The organism is Comamonas sp. B-9 (assembly GCF_000410635.1).
Lineage (GTDB): Bacteria > Pseudomonadota > Gammaproteobacteria > Burkholderiales > Burkholderiaceae_C > Comamonas.
Map to the genome: position 1 here is coordinate 40892 of NZ_KE148579.1, position 16817 is coordinate 57708.

The window sequence follows — 16817 nt, forward strand, 5'->3', positions numbered from 1 at the left end:
GCGCCTCAACACCCCCAACTTCATGGGCTTCAGCGTCAGCAATGCCGCCACGATCAACGGGCTGCAGCGCATGCGCGCGGTCTGGGAAGCGGTCAACAACAGCTGGAACCAGTGGGTGCTGAACTACACCCAGCGCGAGCAAATGGACATGCTCAGCAAGCTGGGCCTGTCCAGCCCCAACTGGATGGATCTGGTGCGCATTCTGGGTGGCCTGGTGCTGGCAGCAGCCATCATCGTGGTGCTGGCCCTGCAGTACCAGCGCAGGCGCACAGACCCCTGGCTGGCCCTGCTGGGCCAGGCACGCAAACGCCTGCGCCAGGCGGGCTTGCCCGAGGCCGCCCAGGGCCATGCGGCCACGCCGCGCGCGTTGGCCCGCATGCTGCACGCCCAGGCACCCGAGGTGGCGCCCGCCTTTGGCCCATGGCTCAAGGCGATGGAGCGGCAGGGCGACGCGCCGGCCACCGGCGAGGCAGCGCCCAAGGCCGAGCTGGCAGCGCTTCGCAAACAATTACGACTTCTGCCCTGGTCCCGCCTGCGGGCCCTGGCAAACAAGGTATAAAACCCCATGCACCGAATTCTTCAGACCACTGTGGCCCTGCTTTGCGCCGGCCTGTGCGCAACGGGCGCCTACGCACAAAAGAACACGACCAACAAGTCCCGCAGCGCTGATTCCGCCCCCACCGCATCCAGCTATGCCAACCGGCCCGAGGCCGAAGCCTTTGTCCGCGAAGTCGCCGAGCGCCGCCATATCGACGAGGCCTGGCTGCGCGCCAGCATCAAGCAAGCCCGCTTCAATGCCACCGTGCAGCGCCTGATGACGCCGCGCACGGGGCCCGCTGGCGTCAAGAACTGGCGCGGCTACCGCAGCCGCTTTGTCGAGCCGATCCGCATCCGCGCCGGCCTGCGCTTCTGGAACGAAAACGCCGCCACGCTGGCCCGTGCCGAGCAGACCTATGGGGTGCCGGCCGAGTACATCGTCGGCATCATCGGGGTCGAGACCATCTACGGCCAGCAGATGGGCAACTTCACGGTGGTCGATGCGCTGGCCACCCTGGCCTTTGACTATCCCGCCAGCCACCCGCGCGCGGCCGACCGGGCCAAGTACTTCCGGGGCGAGCTCGAGCAGTTCCTGGCCACGGCCTACCTCACGGACAGCAACCCCTTCGACACGGTGGGCAGCTACGCCGGCGCCATGGGCATGCCCCAGTTCATGCCGACCAGCTGGTCCAACTACGCGGTCGATTTTGATGGCGACGGCAAGATCAACCTGTTTGGCAGCACGGCCGATGCGATCGGCTCGGTGGCCAACTACTTTGTCGCCCATGGCTGGCAGCGCGGCATGCCGGCCTACTACGACGTGCAGGTGAACAGCACGCCGGCACAGCTGGAGACCTTGCTCGCCCCCGATATCAAGCCGAGCTTCAGCGCCGCCGAGATGGCTGCGCTGGGCCTGCGCATCCAGGCACCAGGCGACCAGCACAATGGCCCGCTGGCACTGATCGAGCTGCCCAACGCCAGCGCTGCAACCCAGTACGTCGTGGGCACGCCCAATTTCTACACCATCACGCGCTACAACCTCTCGAGCTTTTACGCGATGTCGGTGGTCGAGCTGGGCCAGGCCATCGCACGTGCACGCAGCGGTGCGCCCGCAACAGCGGACAGCGAGCCCGGCACGCCCGAGCCGAGCAGCGAGACCAGCAACTCCCCGGCTGCCGAAGCGGCCGCGAAGGCCTATCTGCGCAGCAAGGCGCGCCAGCAGCGCACGCCCGATCCGGCCAATTTCAGCGCACCTTGATCGCTGGCCGGGCGACACATATGGACGTGATCCGCAGGCTTTCAAGGCCTGCACTGCAAAAATAAATGCCAGCAATTTTCTCTTGAAATTGCGGCTTCTTCATCCAACTATCAGTCATCGAGCAGCAAACCCGCTGCCCTGTTTCACAAGGATTGAAGATGATCATGACCCCTCTGATGCACCGCTCGGCCTACGCTGTCTCCCCATCCGCGATGGATGCCGCCCTGCAGCGCTTCCTGCAAGCCACCACGACGGGCACCACGAGCCAGGACACCGTGCAGCAAGACGGCTCCGTGTTCAGCATCGGCATCGATGTGCCCGGCCTGTCGCGCGAACAGCTGCGCATCGAGCTGCAGGACAAGACCGTGCGCCTGACCAGCATTGAAGGCGCACCACGCAGCATCCAGCGCGCCTGGAAGCTGCCTGCCAGCATCGACGTCGCAGCGTCCAAGGCCAGCCTGGAAAACGGCGTGCTGACGCTGGTGCTGAGCACCACCCAGCCCAGCACCCAGACCCTGGCGATTGCATAAGCGCAGCCACCACAAAGCACAAGGGGCCTGGAGGCCCCTTTTGCATGCTGTGCTGGCGCATCACCAGCGTATCAAGGTCTATGTCTCTTGCGCAGCGGTCGGCTGCTGCACGATCGCATCAAGCGGCCAGCGCGGCTTGACGTCAAAGGCATAGACCTTCTCGGCCTGCTGCTGCCCCGCTTCGATGCGCATGGCAGCCGCCATCGCAATCATCGCGCCATTGTCGGTGCACAGGTGCAGCTCGGGGTAGTGCACGCGGATGCCGCGCTTGCGGCAGGCCTCGTTGAGCTGCTCGCGAAGCAGCCGGTTGGCACCCACGCCGCCGGCGACCACGACGCGCTGCATGCCGGTCTCCTTCAAGGCATTCAAGGTCTTTTTCACCAGCACATCCACAATGGCCGCCTGCGTCGATGCGGCAAGATCCGCCTTGCGCGCCTCCAGGCCATCGCCCAGCTTTTTCGCCTGGGTCAGCACCGCTGTCTTCAGGCCTGCAAAGGAGAAATCGAGATCGCCGCTGTGCAGCAACGGGCGTGGAAGCTTGAAGGCCTCCGGGTCGCCGCCCTGCGCCAAGCGGGACAGCTCGGGCCCACCGGGGTAGGGCAGGCCCAGCAGCTTGGCCGATTTGTCAAAGGCCTCGCCCGCCGCGTCGTCGATGGTCTCGCCCAGAATCTGGTAGCGGCCCACGCCGTCCACGCGCATCAGCTGCGTGTGGCCGCCGGAGACCAGCAACGCCACAAAGGGGAACTCGGGCGGGTCTTCGCTCAAAAACGGCGAGAGCAAATGGCCTTCGAGGTGGTGCACGCCGAGCACCGGCTTGTCCAGCGCAGCAGCCATCGCGCAGGCCACGCCTGAGCCCACGAGCAAGGCGCCCGCAAGCCCCGGGCCACGGGTAAAGGCAATCGCATCGATCTGCGCGAGCGTGCAGCCCGCGTCATCCAGCACTTTTTGTGTCAGCGGCAGCACGCGGCGGATATGGTCGCGGCTGGCCAGCTCCGGCACCACACCGCCGTAGGCGCGGTGCATCTCGATCTGGCTGTAGAGCGCATGGCTCAGCAGCTCGGGCACCGTGCCTGGGCCACGGGTGCGCACCAGGGCCACGCCGGTTTCATCACAGGAGGATTCGATCCCCAATATCAGCTCAGTCATGGGCCCAAAGTGTAGGCGCTCTGGGCCGCTTTTGCGCCCGGAGACGGGGCTACCCTGGCGGGCCGCCAGGGTTTGCCAGCCCCGCCACGGCACCTTTAGCGCTTGCCGCCCAGCAGCGAGCCGCCAATTTTCATCAGGTCGCCGACATCGAGTTTGCCGTCGCCATTCTGGTCCAGCAGCGAGCCCAGCAAGCCGCCGCCCAGGCCGCCTTGCTGCTGCACCTGGGCTTTTTCCTGGCCCAGCGCATTGCCCAGCTGCGAGGAGTTGAGGCCACCCGACATGACACGCTGCGCGAGGAACGACATCACCAGCGGGGCCAGCATCTTGAGCAGGTTGCCGGCATTGGCGCCCAGGCCTGTGGCCTGGCCCAGATTGGCCGAGGCCTGGTCTTGCTGGCCGCCAAAGATATGGCCCAGAATGCTGGCGCCATCCAGGGCCGCAGGCGATGCGGAGCCGGCACCCGAGCCTGCCGCCGCGCCGCCGCCCAAAGCGCCACCGAGCACACTGCCCAGCATGCCACCCAGACCGCCCAGGCCACCCAAGCCGCCGGCTTGCGCACCACCACCACCGCCACCACCCAACAGCGAGCCCAGCAGCCCGCCCAGGTCTGGGCCTGCGCCAGCACCGCCTGCCGCGCCATGGTCGCGTTGCAACGCCTCGAACAAGGCACTGGCGCCACCCGCGCTTTGCGCGTTGTTGCCCAGCGCGCCCAGCATCATTGGCACGGCCGCCTGCACGGCCTGCTCGGTCTGGGCCTCGCTCTGGCCCAGGCTCTGGGCCATCTGCTGGATCGGAGCGCCCTGCAGTTGCGCGAGGAGCTCGTCGACCATAGAGGGAGATGCGGACATGTTCTTTCCTTTCAAAAGCCCAAAGGGCGTGGCACAGAATGCAGATAGTAGACGTTCAGCATGGCAGTGCAATACAGAGGGGCGCAAATCTTCGTTAACCGGCGCTATCGGCAGGCAGTGCCCTGGCATACCCGAGATGCCGGATGGGCTGATTTTTCTTATTACTTCCGTATATATAAAACCTAAAATAATGGGTGAACGCATTTTTTACTGCCATGGCCATACAGCACTACATCAAGGAAATCGGGCGCGGCGCACGCGGCGCCAAGGCCCTCAGCCGCATCGAGGCCAGCGATGTGATGGCGCAGATACTGGATGGCCGGGTCAGCGACTATGAAATCGGCGCCTTTTGCATTGCCATGCGCATCAAAGGGGAAACGGCCGAAGAGATGTGCGGCCTCTGGGATGCCGTGCATGCGCGCATCGCCCGCTTTCACAGCAGCGCCGCCTTGCCCACCGTGGTCCTGCCCAGCTACAACGGCGCGCGCCGCCTGCCCACCCTGACCCCGCTGCTGGCCTTGCTGCTGGCACGCGAAGGCCTGCCGGTGCTGGTGCATGGCATGCAGACCGAAGCGAGCCGCGTCTCGGCCTTTGCCGTGTTCGAGCGCCTGGGTTTAGTGCCCCGCGCGCAGACTGGCACCATTGCCGCATCGGAAGTGGCCTTGGTGCACACCGCCACCTTGCTGCCCGCACTGGCCAAGCTGCTGGCGGTGCGCCAGCTCATCGGCCTGCGCAACCCGGGCCACAGCATTGCCAAGCTGCTGCAGCCGGTGCAAGGCCCGGCCGTCTTGCTGGGCAGCTACACGCCCCCGGAATCCCTGCCGATGCTCCAGGCCACGTTGGCCGAGCTGCAGACCAACGCGCTGCTCTCGCGCGGGCTGGAGGGCGAGGTCTGCGCCGACCCGCGCCGAAGCCCGCAATACGACGGCTTTGTCGCGGGCCAGCACCAGCTGCTGCAGGCACGCAGCAGCGGCACCGACAGCCAGGTGCTCGGCCTGCCCAGCGAGCGCGATGCGGACACCACCGCACGCTACACCGAGGCCGTGCTGGCCGGCCAGTTGCCGGTGCCCCCTGCCTTGGCCCAGCAAGTGGAACATGTGCTGGCCATCGCCCAACAAATACAACCCGCTCCCCAAGCCTCCCACCATGACTGACAGCAGCCTGCCCTCTCTAACCGCACGCCCGCCAGCCTATGCGCCTTCACCAGGCCAGGGCCAGTGCACCCTGGTCGGTGCCGGCCCGGGCGACCCGGACTTGCTCACCATCGCTGCTGCCAAGGCCTTGCAGCGCGCCACCGTGCTCTTGGTGGACGACCTGGTCAATGACGCCGTGCTGCAGTGGGCGCCCGCCAGTGCCCGCATCGTCCATGTGGGCAAGCGCGGCGGCTGCCAGAGCACGCCCCAGGCCTTTATCCAGCGCCTGATGCTGCAGGAAGTGCAAGCCGGAGAGAACGTGGTGCGGCTCAAAGGCGGCGACCCCTTTATCTTTGGCCGGGGCGGTGAAGAGGTGGAGTTTTTGCGCGCCCACGGCATCGAGCCGCGCATCATCAATGGCGTGACCGCCGGGCTCGCTGCGCTGACCAGCCTGGGCGCCCCCTTGACCCACCGCGACCATGCCCAGGGCGTGGTGTTCATCACCGGCCATGCCAAGCCAGGCGGCCAAGGCCCCGATTGGGCGCAACTGGCACGCACGGCGCACGATGCACGCCTGACCCTGGTGATCTACATGGGTGTGGCCAGTGCCGAGGCCATCAGCCAGGGCCTGGGCAGCGGCTTGCCTGGCGATACCCCGGTGGCCATCGTGCAGCATGCCAGCCTGCCCCAGCAGCGCCATGCGCTCACCGACCTGGCGCATTTGTCCGCCACGATGGCCCGCGAAAAACTGGCCAGTCCCAGCATCATCGTCGTAGGCGATGTGGTGCAGTGCGTGGCACTGGCGGCCCAGGCAAGCCGTACCATCGATCCAACAAGCCACCGAGATTTCTCCGAGATTTGCGGATACGATAGCCATTCGACCGTGGAAAGCAGGACATCCATAGCGTAAAGTAATTAATCTTTACATATGCACAGATTGTTTCTCCACGTCCCAACCATAAGACGAGGAGCACCCAGCATATGCAAAGACAACGTACCTGGCGCCTGTGCGCCGCGGCCCTGGCGATCACCGCACTGACCGCCTGCAAGACCGAATTGGGCCCTGGCGATGGTGGCGGCACCAACCCCAATCCCAAGCCCTATCCCACGCTCGACGGCAACGCACCACAAAGCTTTTCCCTCAGCAGCATCGACGGCAAGGCCGCCAATACGACCGAGAGCTTTGATGCCGCCGTCGCCCAGGATGCCAACTTCATCGCTGTCGACCTGGTGATGAGCAAGGACGGCGAGCTGGTCGCTCTGGCCTCACCCAACATCACTGAGATCACCGACGTCTCCAGCCGCAGCGTCTATGCCAACCGCAGGACCTTGCGCCTGATCGATGGGCAGTCGCACCAGGGCTGGTTTGCCTCTGACTTCACCCTGGTGGAGCTGCAAAGCCTGCGCGCCAAACTGCCCGCATCCACTACGCCACCGGTCGGCGCCAACACTGGCCGCATCCTGTCGCTCAACGATGTGATCGCCTACGCCAAGCGCCAGCGCAAGACCGTCGGCCTCTATCTGCAGACCTTGAACCCCACCTACCACAGCCAGCTGGGCCTGGCGATGGAAGACAAGCTGCTGGCAGCCTTCACCGCCGCGGGCTACACCCAGGAAACGGCACCGGTGATCGTGCGCTCGTTGGAAGTCGCCCACCTCAAGACCTTGCGCGCCAAAACCCAGGTTCGGCTGGTGCAGATGATCAACGGCGATCCTGTACTCGGCCGCGAAGGGCAGATCCTCATGACCCTCCCCTATGGTCAGCCCTATGACTTCACGGTGGCCGGCGTCTCGACCACCTACGCCCAGATGGTGACTGCCGACGGCCTGGCCCAGATCAAGACCTATGCCAATGGCATCTCGCCGTGGAAGCCCTACGTCATCTCCGCCCGCAACCTGGACAAGAATAGCGACGGCCAGCCCGATGACCTGAACAATGACGGTCTGTGGGACTACCGCGACCGCGAGATGATGCCGCCCACCAACCTGGTCACGCTGGCGCACGCGGCCAAGCTCTTTGTCCACCCCTGGGCCTACCGCAACGACGCCACCCTGCTGGCCAGCGACTTCAAGGGCAAGGTGGCGGCAGAGTACAAGCTCTTCTATGAAGTGGGTGTGGATGGCGTGTTCAGCGACAGCCCCAGCGACGCCAACAAGGCACGGTAAGTTGTGCAGCCGGCGCTGATCAAGACCTGACATGGCCTGATCCAGCTGCAGGCAGTCACTCTGTGGCGCTGCCCACCACGAAAGGAAAAAAGGCAAGGTTCAACCCTTGCCTTTTTCCATGGAACCGTACCGTATCGCCCGGCAAAACCGGGTCCAGCGCCTTGCAGCGATACAGGCCGTGGGGCCAGGCGTCAGCCGGGCTGGCGCGTTGTCTGCGCAAAACGGCGTGCCAGCTCCTTGCGCAGTTCCTTGCGCGTCAGGGCCGCGTCCCAGCGGCGTTTTTCATCATCGGTCTCCGGCTGCAACGGCGGCACGGGTACCGGCTTGCGCTGGTCGTCCACCGCCACCATCGTGAAAAAGCAGCTGTTGACATGGCGCACACTGCGCTCACGGATGTTCTCGGCCACCACCTTGATGCCGATCTCCATCGATGACGTCCCCGTGTAATTGACGCTGGCGTAGAACGACACCAGCTCGCCCACATGGATGGGCTCCAGAAACATAACCTGGTCCACGCTCAAGGTCACCACATAGCGTCCCGCATAGCGGCTTGCGCAGGAGTAGGCCACGTTGTCGAGCTCGCGCAAAATGGCGCCGCCGTGCACATTGCCAGAGAAATTTGCCATGTCCGGAGACATCAGCACCGTCATCGTGAGTTGGTGGTGAGGTAAACGCATGGGGCCGATTGTAGGCAGCGCCGCTGACAGCGGAATGCAGCGCTGGCAAACCCCTGAGCGCACTCGGGAAAGGCGGCACACCCCTCTGGCAGCGCGACGCAAGCTGCGGCCTCGGCGGGACTTCGCGCATGCCAATGCCAGCCCAGCGCGCAGCACTCATCCGGCATAGGCATTGCGCGGTTGCTCCGAGCCATGCTTGACAAAGACCTTGTAGCAGCCAATGAGGACGTAATCGCCGGAGTAAAGCACCTTGCGGCGCATGCGCATGCCATTGACGAAGATGCCGTTCATGCTGTGGTGGTCCTCTACCGACAGCACGCCCGCGCGGTAGTAGAAGGCGCCGTGGTCGCGGCTGACCGCAGGGTTGTCCAGGCAGATGGCATTGCCAGCGCCTCGGCCAAAGGTCGTGTAACCGCTTTTCAGAATCAGCGAATGAAGCACCACCCTGTGCGTGATGAAAATGAGGACTTCCGGCAGCATATTCCACCTCCTTCGTCCGACCGGATCACCGGTCTGCACCGCAATCCCAGCATGCAGCTAGAACAAATTATCAATCGATTTATAAGAATAGATTGATAATAAATTACAACCCAGATGAATAGCACAAGGCGCTAGGGAATATCCGGGGGCATCAATTTTCTCTATCGCCTGGCAAGACGTGCTTTTGCAGCCAAGAAGGCATGGCACGAGCAGCCAGCACGACACACCCGCTGACATAAAACGCGCCTTGATGGCTGGGATGCGGCCGCTGTGACCGGCTAGGTGGCGGCAGCACTCAGGCGTGAGTCTCCAGAACCAGTAGCGACGAAGATGAGGCGATGCTGCGCATGCTTGGCGCCGCGATGCCATTTGTCGATGGCAGCTTTGGCAAGCGCACCGGGCGCTGAACATCGAACCCCCACAGCAAAATGCGCCAGGGAATAGACACCACTGCGTTTATTCATTTGGAGAGCGCTGTCCATCCCAGGGAGGTCCGCATGCCCCTAACTCGACCGCTGATGACGCATATGCCTGCTGATCGCCCTTCACCTCAGGCCGTTTTTCCTTTTTGATAGGTCGAACACGCAGTGGAATGTCACCCCGCCACCGTAAAATCTTCAGGTTAAACGCGGCGCATCTCGTGGCGATCACAACCCATTCAAAAAAAGAGGCAGGATGACATGGCATTGATTAACTGTAACGAATGCGGCAAGCAGATTAGCGACCAGGCGTCTAGCTGTCCTCATTGTGGAGCGCCCGTGGCGGGCAATCCAGCAGCGCCATCAGTAGCAGCACCATCAGTAGCGGCCACATCTCTGGCTGCAGAGACGGTCAAAAATCCGTCAACGTTCAAGTACATCCTCTACGGAACATTCGTTGTCGTTGTCGCAATCAGTTGCATGAGCGGGGGCAAAACGAGCAATACCCCGCGTGAGTTCAACGCAAACGAAGCCATATTCTTGTGCCAACACGCGATAAAGCAGGTGTCCAGGGATCCAGAGAAAGCCGAGGTTCCATTGGTGTCCAACGTTGGATCAGGTGATGAATATGTGTTTGTGTGGGGGCCGCAAACAAAGCTCACACGTCTACGCAATGGACTTGGGCTTGAGGTTGGCGTGCCAGCCGTATGCAAGGTCAGCCACACCAAAAAGAATATGACCTCCCTCTCAGTCGATGGCAAAACGATCTTCTGACCTGCAAATCTCCAAGGGAACCGCCTCCGGGCGGTTTTTTGTTGGTCGGAACATCTTTGATCACTACCCGCGCAGTTCAGCTGGCGCTCCATGTCCACCGGTTGAGGTGTTTGTGGCTGGTCGAGAACCCCAGCCCCAGCCCGCATTGGTGCTGCGCATGGCGCCTATCCTGCAGGCCTTTTAGCCCGCGCGCCGCCATAGCAGCAACCAGTCCAAGGGCTGCAGCCCTTGCAGCCTCGCCTAGCCTCTGGCCTTCCAAACCTTCCTGAGCGTCAGGGAAGATCCTTTTGTCCTGAACTACCCCGGCAGAGATACCCTACTGAGCAGCTCGCGGCCGGCATCTGGCCGAACGCGGCAGACAGATGGGGGGCATTCCGTGGAGGTATTTCTATCGTCCTATTCCAAGTGAGCACGGGAGCCTGGAGCAGGCCAAACTCGAGCGCTTTATGGCCCAAAACTGCAACTGTCCAGCAGCAGAAGCAAGGCGCGAGCAGAAATTGAAAAACCCTTGCAGGCTATTCACTTGCAAGGGTTTCAATTTGGGGTGGCTGATGGGGCTCGAACCCACGACAACAGGAATCACAATCCTGGACTCTACCAACTGAGCTACAGCCACCGTGTTGGGGAAGACATGATTATAGCCAGAAATTTGGCCCCTCTCATGAAATCTCCGTTTTTATGAAATTTTTGTTTCCGCGGGGCGTGGCACCTTGATCTGTACCTTGAAACGCTCCTTGAGCATTTCGTAGTACGCCAGGGTCTCGGCATTGGCCTGGTAACGCTCGAACTCCTGCTTTTGGCGCAGACGCAGCTCGGCAGAGTCTTCGCCGCGCGGCACCACCTTGTTCACGCGCACAACGGTGTAGCCATCGTTGCCCAGGTCCACACCGACCCAGGATGCGGCATCGCCGATCTTGGCATGCATGGCGGCATTGAGGACGGCAGGCACCTGGCCCTTGGCATCCTGACGCGACACGACGATGGGGGCTGCCAGCTTGGCGACTGCAGCGTCGGCCTTCCAGGCTTCGAGCTTGGCTTGTGCATCCTGGCGCGCGAGCTCGGCAGCCTTCTGGGCCACAAAGAGGTCATGGGCCTTGGCCTTGACTTCTTCAAACGGCAGAATGCGCGCATCAAAGTGTTCCACCACACGGCCGGAGGCCAAGGTGCTGGGGGCCACTTCAATGGCTTCGGTGTTGCGCTTGTTCTGCAGTGCATCGCTGGAGAACAGTGCTTCCAGGAAGGTCGGGTTGGCCAGGGCACCGGTGGCGCCAGGCGCAGCCGTGCGGGTGACATGCTCGGCCTTCTGGATCTTCAGGCCCAGCTTTTCAGCCACGGGCTGCAGGCTGTCGGACTGCTCGAACACCATGTTGGAGAAGGTCTCGGCCACTTCGGCGTACTTGCGCTGCACCTGCTGGGCCAGCACTTCGGTCTCGATCTTGGCGCGCAGCTCTTCAAAGCTTGGCGTGCGGGGCGTCTTCACCTCGCCCATCTTGATGATGTGGAAGCCATACTCGGTGCTCACCAGATCGCTGATATCACCAGACTTCATCGCAAAGGCGGCATCTTCAAACGGCTTGACCATATCGCCAGGCTTGACCCAGCCCAGATCGCCGCCGCTGTCACGCGAGCCGGTGTCTTGCGAGTTCTTCTTGGCCAGGTCGGCAAACTGTGCGGGGTTGGCCTTGGCCTGGGCCAGCAGCTCCTCGGCGCGTTGCTTGGCCTTTTCACGGTCTGCGGCCGACATCGAAGCGGGCGCATCAACCAGGATGTGGCTGATGCGGCGCTGCTCCTTGTCCATGAAGCGGCTCAGATTTTCCTTGTAGTAGGTGCGCAGGTCGTCTTCGCTGGGCTTGATCATGCCCTTGACGGCTTCGGCGTTCAGCACCACGTATTCGATCGTGGACTGCTCCTTCTGGCGGAACAGCTCCTGGTTGCTCTTGTAGAAAGCTTCCACATCGGCATCGGTGGTCTTGACCTGGGACGCATAGTCCTTGGCAGCAAACTGGGCCAGCTGGATCTCACGCTGCTGGTAGAGTGCATCAACCGCCAGCTTGGTCTGCTCGTCGGTCGCAAAGGCCGTGTTGGACACACCGCCCAGCACTTGGCGTGCAGCGATATCGCGGCGCATGCCCGCTTCAAAGCCCTCGGGCGTCATGCCCTGTGCACCCACCAGCGCGCGGTAGGCATCCACATCGAGCGAGCCATCGGGCTTTTTCAGCGCGGCGATCTGCGGGATCTCCTGCAGCGCACGCACCAGCGAGGCATTGTCCACCGTCAGATGCATTTTTTGCACGGCGGCATCGATCACCTGGTCACGCACCATGCGCTCCAAGGTCAGATAGCGGGCCTCGGGGCCATCCATCCACTTGGCGTCCATGTTGGGGTCTTGCTGGCGCATGCGGTCCGAGGCAACGCGGTGCGCATTGTCCCAGTCCATCTGCGTAATGTCTTTGCCATTGACTTTGGCAACCACCGGGCTCTTTTCGGTGAAGTAGTTCTGGTTCACTCCCACCAAAACAAAAGACAGAATGATCAGCAAGAACAGCGGATACATCAGCACCTTGGAGTACTTGCGGATGGTTTCAAACATCGTCTAACTTTCCTGAGGACAAAAAAAAAGGCGAACCCTCATTCGCCTTTATTCGGTTTTCACTAGGTGGCGCGGGCTTGCTGCCAGGTCCGAAGCGCCTACCCATGGCTTGCAATGGATGATTTCTCATTGCAAATCAATCAGATACAACCTCAGCCGACTGAGACAACCCACCCCCTGTCAAATAGGGCGTGCAACATGCGTCTTGGCAACGCACGAACGTCGAAACAGCAAGTGTACAGCGAAAGAGTTTTTGATCCCTATGAGGGCCAGGGGCGCGTTAGGGAATACGGGATTTTTGACGCTTCAGAGGGCCCAAATGCGGCACCAATGCGGCCATCCCCCGCCCACTGCCCGTTGCCACCCAACCGCCTGGCGCTGGACGGCCAACCCACCTCTCTGCCGAAAAGCGAAGCTACGCAACGCTGGAAGTGGGGTGGCCACAGCAGCAGTGCACACGAGCCGTATGGCAGGACTTGTTCTCTATCGTGAACTCCAAAACCTGCAAACTTTCGTGCCGCTCGGAGAAGTCTAGAGAGATGGCGCCACTGCACCCGCTTTGGTCGAATGATGCCAGCGGCATTATCGCCAGCAAGGCAACCATTCCCTGGTGGACATGGGCAGGCTTATTCCACAGCCACTTTAACGCAAGCCTTGCCAAGCCTTATCAGAGCCATGCATGCGGACCTGTGCCGCTTCAAGGAAACTAACAGGTGGCAAATGGCGTTTCTGGGTGGCCAGAGGCGCCCATTGCGTCCATTTCAATGGGCAAATGGGCAAATGGGCAAATGGGCAAATGGGCAAAGAAAAAACCCCTTAGATCACTCTAAGGGGTTTATTTTCTTGGTTAATGTGGTGGGTGCTGACGGGGTCGAACCGCCGACCTACGCCTTGTAAGGGCGCCGCTCTACCAACTGAGCTAAGCACCCCACCTGATAACCGAAATTAGTTCAGCGCATCTTTCAATGCCTTGCCTGGACGGAACTTAGGCACCTTGGCTGCCTTGATCTTGATCGCAGCGCCGGTACGTGGGTTACGGCCGGTACGAGCAGCGCGCTTACCAACGGCAAAGGTACCAAAACCTACCAGAGAGACTGTACCACCTTTTTTCAAGGTCTTCTTCACTGCGTCAATGGTGGACTCCAGCGCACGAGCGGCAGCAGCCTTGGAGATATCAGCATTGTTAGCAATGTGCTCAATGAGTTCAGTTTTATTCACAAGCAGCCTCTATTAATCAAGAGAGTTAAGGAAGTGTATGTTTCGTCCCATTATGAGCAGTTTGTACACCGTACAACTGTCACAGATTCAAAAACAACACCACTGGCACGAAATTTTCACCTCGACCCCAGTGCCTCTGGAATGAGATGAATTCTAGACGGAATTTCTGGGTGCGCAGGCAAAAAATCACTTTTTTTCGCTGACCAGCAACCAGTTTGCCTTGCAAAAGCCAGGCATCGCGGGCGCTGTAGCCTGAATTCCTTGTACAGGCGAGATGCAGTCTACGCCCAAACCTGCGGCGCTTGACTAAGAATCAACCCTAGCCCGGATCTCCGGCAAGGCCTTTTGCAGGTAATACACCATGGACCAGACCGTGAGCACGGCCGCACCCCAGATCAGCCAGGTGCCCCAGACGCCGGTGTCGATCCCGGCCACCTTGCCGTCGTAGAGCAAAAAGGGAATGGCCACCATCTGCACGGTGGTCTTGAGCTTGCCGACCATGTGCACAGCCACGCTCTTGCTCGCGCCAATGCGGGCCATCCATTCGCGCAGCGCCGAGATGGCGATCTCGCGGCCGATGATGATCAGCGCGACAAAGACATCGGCGCGCTGCAGGTAGACCAGGATCAGCAGCGAGGCGCAGACCAGGAACTTGTCGGCGACCGGATCCAGGAAGGCGCCGAAGGAGGAGGTCTGGTTGAGCTTGCGCGCCAGAAAGCCATCGAGCCAATCGGTGAAGGCGAACACCACGAACATGACGGTGGCCCACAGGTTTTTGGTGGCCATATCAAGAGGCGAGTAGTACACGCCGATGATGAGCGGGATCGCGACGATGCGCGTCCAGGTCATGATGGTGGGGATCGTAAAGAACATGCGGCTATTGTGGCACGCAACGGTGCAAATTCAGTGAACCGCAGTATTGCCTGCGCGACCGTTGCTGCGCGGCCCGCGCCCCCCTCAATGCAAGGCCTTGTAGATGTCCTCTGCCAAGGCCGCAGAGATGCCATCGACCGTCATCAGGTCATCGACCCCCGCCTCCTCCACCCCGCGCACCCCGCCAAAGCGCTGCAGCAGGCGCGCCCGCTTCTTGGGGCCCACGCCAGGGATGTCTTCGAGCCGGCTGCCGCCCACCCGAACCTTGGCGCGCGCGGCGCGCATGCCGGTGATGGCAAAGCGGTGCGCCTCGTCACGGATCTGCGCCACCAGCATCAGCGCGGCCGAATCACGGCCCAGGTAGACCTTGTCGCGCCCGTCGCAGAACACCAGCTCTTCCAGCCCGACCTTGCGGCCCTCGCCTTTTTCGACGCCGACAATGCGCGACAGATCCAGCCCCAACTCGGTGAAGACTTCGCGTGCCACACCGACCTGGCCCTTGCCGCCATCGATCAGCACGATGTCGGGCAAGCGGGCAGCGCCCTTGCCCAGCTCGGCACCGCCAGCATCGCGCTGGGCCTCGGCCACCTTGCTGTAGCGGCGCGTCAGCACCTGGCGCATGGCGGCATAGTCGTCGCCGCCGGTGATGCCCTCGATCTTGTAGCGCCGGTATTCGCTGCTTTGCATCTTGTGGTGGTGGAACACCACGCAAGAGGCCTGGGTGTTCTCGCCCGAGGTGTGCGAGATGTCAAAACACTCGATGGTCAGCTGGTCGATATCGTCCTGGGGCAAATCCAGCGCTTCGACCAGGGCGCGCGTACGCGCCTGCTGCGATCCCTCTTCAGCCAGCAGCCGGGCTAGCTGCAGCTGGGCATTCTTTTGCGCCATCTCCAGCCAGACGCGGCGCTCCTCACGCGGCTGCGACACTGCGGCAATGCGCGTGCCGGTCTGCTGCGACAAGGCCTCCAGCAGCGCGGGCTCCAGCGCCACGCTGACCACCAGCACCGGGGGCGGTGCCACCTGCAGATAGTGCTGGGCCACAAAGGCCTCCAGCACGCGTTGCTCCACCGTTTTGGCGGGCCGCACGATGCCGGGCTGGGCCCCACCGGGCTGGGCACCACCGGGATGGGCCCCAACAGGCTGGCCGCCCGCCTGGTCTGCAGCCTCTTCGGCTTCTTCCGCCTCTTCCATGCTGGCGATGGCGGCGCTGTCTTCCACATGCACCGGAAAATACGCGCGGTCGCCCAGATGCCGGCCACCGCGCACCATCGCCAGGTTGACGCAGGCCTTGCCGCCCTGCACCTGCACGGCGAGCATGTCCACATCGCGGTCGTCGATGGTCTCGATGCTCTGCTGGTGCAGCATGCTGGCCAGCGCCTTGATCTGGTTGCGGATATCGGCCGCCTGCTCAAACTCCAGCTTGTCCGAGTGCGCCATCATGCGCGCCTCCAGCGTCTTGAGCAGGGTGTCGGTCTCGCCGCGCAGCATGGCCTCGGCATGGGCCACATCGGCGGCGTAGTCCTCGGGGCTGATGTGGTCCACGCAGGGGGCGCTACAGCGCTTGATCTGGTAGAGCAGGCAAGGCCGGGTGCGGTTGCTGAAGATGCTGTCCTCGCAGGTACGCAGACGGAACACCTTTTGCAGCAGCAGGATGGTTTCCTTGACCGCCCAGGCATTCGGGTAAGGGCCGAAATAGCGCTGGCGCTTGTCGGTCGCGCCCCGGTAATAGGCAACGCGGGGGTAGCACTGGCTGGGGGGCGTGCGCATATCGCCATCGTGGATGGCCATGCCGGTGATCTTCAGGTACGGATAGCTCTTGTCATCCCGAAAAAGAATGTTGTATTTCGGGTGCTGGGTCTTGATGAGGTTGTTTTCCAGCAGCAGCGCCTCGGCTTCGGAGCGCACCACCGTGGTCTCCATGCGCACGATCTTGCCCACCATGTGGCCGATGCGCGTGCCGCCATGGTCCTTCTGGAAATAGCTCGAGACCCGGCGCTTGAGGTTGATGGCCTTGCCCACATACAGCAGCGCATCGCTGGCGTCGAAATAGCGGTAGACGCCAGGCATGGCTGGCAAACCAGCGACCTGGGCAAGAAGTTCGGGAGAGTGCACGTGGGTGGGCATGGCGCTATTGTCTTATGCGTTCGCCCCGCCCGCAGCGAAGTGGC

16 protein-coding genes, 2 tRNA genes and 1 pseudogene are annotated in these 16817 nt (G+C 62.2%); 7 read left to right on the plus strand and 12 right to left on the minus strand.

Annotation, left to right across the window (positions count from 1 at the left end; translation table 11 throughout):
• Both H928_RS33350 and mltB read left to right on the plus strand, forming a co-directional pair.
• A pseudogene (locus H928_RS33350) lies at positions 1-559 on the plus strand (DUF3488 domain-containing protein); the annotation flags it as partial.
• Between the two features lie 6 nt (positions 560-565).
• Complete coding sequence (mltB, locus tag H928_RS27640) at positions 566-1795, plus strand: lytic murein transglycosylase B (protein WP_084635791.1); 1230 nt, start codon at positions 566-568, stop codon at positions 1793-1795.
• Here the strand turns inward: mltB and H928_RS32360 are convergent.
• A complete protein-coding gene (locus H928_RS32360) occupies positions 1782-1961 on the minus strand; it encodes a hypothetical protein (RefSeq protein WP_158400532.1) in 180 nt (59 codons plus the stop codon). The genes mltB and H928_RS32360 overlap by 14 nt on opposite strands.
• On the opposite strand from H928_RS32360, the gene H928_RS0113245 reads away from it, so the two are divergent.
• Complete coding sequence (locus H928_RS0113245; RefSeq protein ID WP_027010913.1) at positions 1954-2325, plus strand: Hsp20/alpha crystallin family protein; 372 nt, start codon at positions 1954-1956, stop codon at positions 2323-2325. The genes H928_RS32360 and H928_RS0113245 overlap by 8 nt on opposite strands.
• A gap of 78 nt (positions 2326-2403) precedes the next feature.
• Here the strand turns inward: H928_RS0113245 and tsaD are convergent, their stop codons facing one another.
• Together tsaD and H928_RS0113255 are read right to left on the minus strand one after the other, a co-directional pair.
• The gene (tsaD, locus tag H928_RS0113250) at positions 2404-3471 is read right to left on the minus strand and encodes a tRNA (adenosine(37)-N6)-threonylcarbamoyltransferase complex transferase subunit TsaD (RefSeq protein WP_021026946.1); all 1068 of its coding nucleotides are present in this window, start codon (positions 3469-3471) and stop codon (positions 2404-2406) included.
• A 95-nt stretch (positions 3472-3566) separates the two neighbouring features.
• A complete protein-coding gene (locus H928_RS0113255; RefSeq protein ID WP_021026947.1) occupies positions 3567-4319 on the minus strand; it encodes a DUF937 domain-containing protein in 753 nt (250 codons plus the stop codon).
• A gap of 215 nt (positions 4320-4534) precedes the next feature.
• Here H928_RS0113255 and ybiB point away from each other — a divergent pair, with 215 nt between their 5' ends.
• The 3 genes from ybiB to H928_RS0113270 all read left to right on the plus strand — a co-directional run bounded on the left by ybiB (position 4535) and on the right by H928_RS0113270 (position 7618).
• Positions 4535-5473, plus strand: coding sequence for a DNA-binding protein YbiB (ybiB, locus tag H928_RS0113260; RefSeq protein WP_021026948.1), 939 nt, complete (start codon positions 4535-4537; stop codon positions 5471-5473).
• On the plus strand, positions 5466-6362 hold the full coding sequence (gene cobA / locus H928_RS27645; RefSeq protein WP_021026949.1) for a uroporphyrinogen-III C-methyltransferase: 897 nt from the start codon (positions 5466-5468) through the stop codon (positions 6360-6362). Before ybiB ends, cobA begins: the two co-directional genes overlap by 8 nt.
• 71 nt (positions 6363-6433) lie before the next feature.
• Entirely contained in the window at positions 6434-7618 is a 1185-nt protein-coding gene (locus tag H928_RS0113270; RefSeq protein ID WP_021026950.1) for a glycerophosphodiester phosphodiesterase family protein, read from the plus strand.
• A gap of 191 nt (positions 7619-7809) precedes the next feature.
• Here H928_RS0113270 and H928_RS0113275 read toward each other — a convergent pair whose 3' ends face one another.
• From H928_RS0113275 to H928_RS32875, 3 genes are all read right to left on the minus strand, one after another.
• A complete protein-coding gene (locus tag H928_RS0113275) occupies positions 7810-8295 on the minus strand; it encodes an acyl-CoA thioesterase (protein ID WP_021026951.1) in 486 nt (161 codons plus the stop codon).
• Positions 8296-8451: 156 nt separating this feature from the next.
• The gene (locus H928_RS27650) at positions 8452-8775 is read right to left on the minus strand and encodes an FHA domain-containing protein (RefSeq protein WP_021026952.1); all 324 of its coding nucleotides are present in this window, start codon (positions 8773-8775) and stop codon (positions 8452-8454) included.
• A gap of 278 nt (positions 8776-9053) precedes the next feature.
• Positions 9054-9239, minus strand: coding sequence for a hypothetical protein (locus tag H928_RS32875; RefSeq protein WP_204366312.1), 186 nt, complete (start codon positions 9237-9239; stop codon positions 9054-9056).
• Positions 9240-9455: 216 nt separating this feature from the next.
• On the opposite strand from H928_RS32875, the gene H928_RS31580 reads away from it, so the two are divergent.
• Positions 9456-9968: a zinc-ribbon domain-containing protein gene (locus H928_RS31580; RefSeq protein ID WP_148293153.1), complete on the plus strand. Its 513-nt coding sequence runs from the start codon at positions 9456-9458 to the stop codon at positions 9966-9968.
• A gap of 540 nt (positions 9969-10508) precedes the next feature.
• On the opposite strand, the gene H928_RS0113290 is transcribed toward H928_RS31580, so the two are convergent.
• From H928_RS0113290 to uvrC, 6 genes are all read right to left on the minus strand, one after another.
• Positions 10509-10584, minus strand: a tRNA-His gene (locus H928_RS0113290).
• A gap of 60 nt (positions 10585-10644) precedes the next feature.
• Complete coding sequence (locus H928_RS0113295) at positions 10645-12558, minus strand: SurA N-terminal domain-containing protein (protein WP_021026953.1); 1914 nt, start codon at positions 12556-12558, stop codon at positions 10645-10647.
• Positions 12559-13411: 853 nt separating this feature from the next.
• A tRNA-Val gene (locus H928_RS0113300) sits at positions 13412-13487 on the minus strand.
• Positions 13488-13503: 16 nt separating this feature from the next.
• Complete coding sequence (locus H928_RS30825) at positions 13504-13776, minus strand: HU family DNA-binding protein (RefSeq protein WP_021026954.1); 273 nt, start codon at positions 13774-13776, stop codon at positions 13504-13506.
• A gap of 306 nt (positions 13777-14082) precedes the next feature.
• Positions 14083-14649, minus strand: coding sequence for a CDP-diacylglycerol--glycerol-3-phosphate 3-phosphatidyltransferase (gene pgsA, locus H928_RS0113310; protein WP_021026955.1), 567 nt, complete (start codon positions 14647-14649; stop codon positions 14083-14085).
• An 84-nt stretch (positions 14650-14733) separates the two neighbouring features.
• Positions 14734-16773, minus strand: a complete 2040-nt coding sequence (gene uvrC, locus H928_RS0113315; RefSeq protein WP_021026956.1) for an excinuclease ABC subunit UvrC — start codon at positions 16771-16773, stop codon at positions 14734-14736.
• Positions 16774-16817 lie beyond the last annotated feature (44 nt).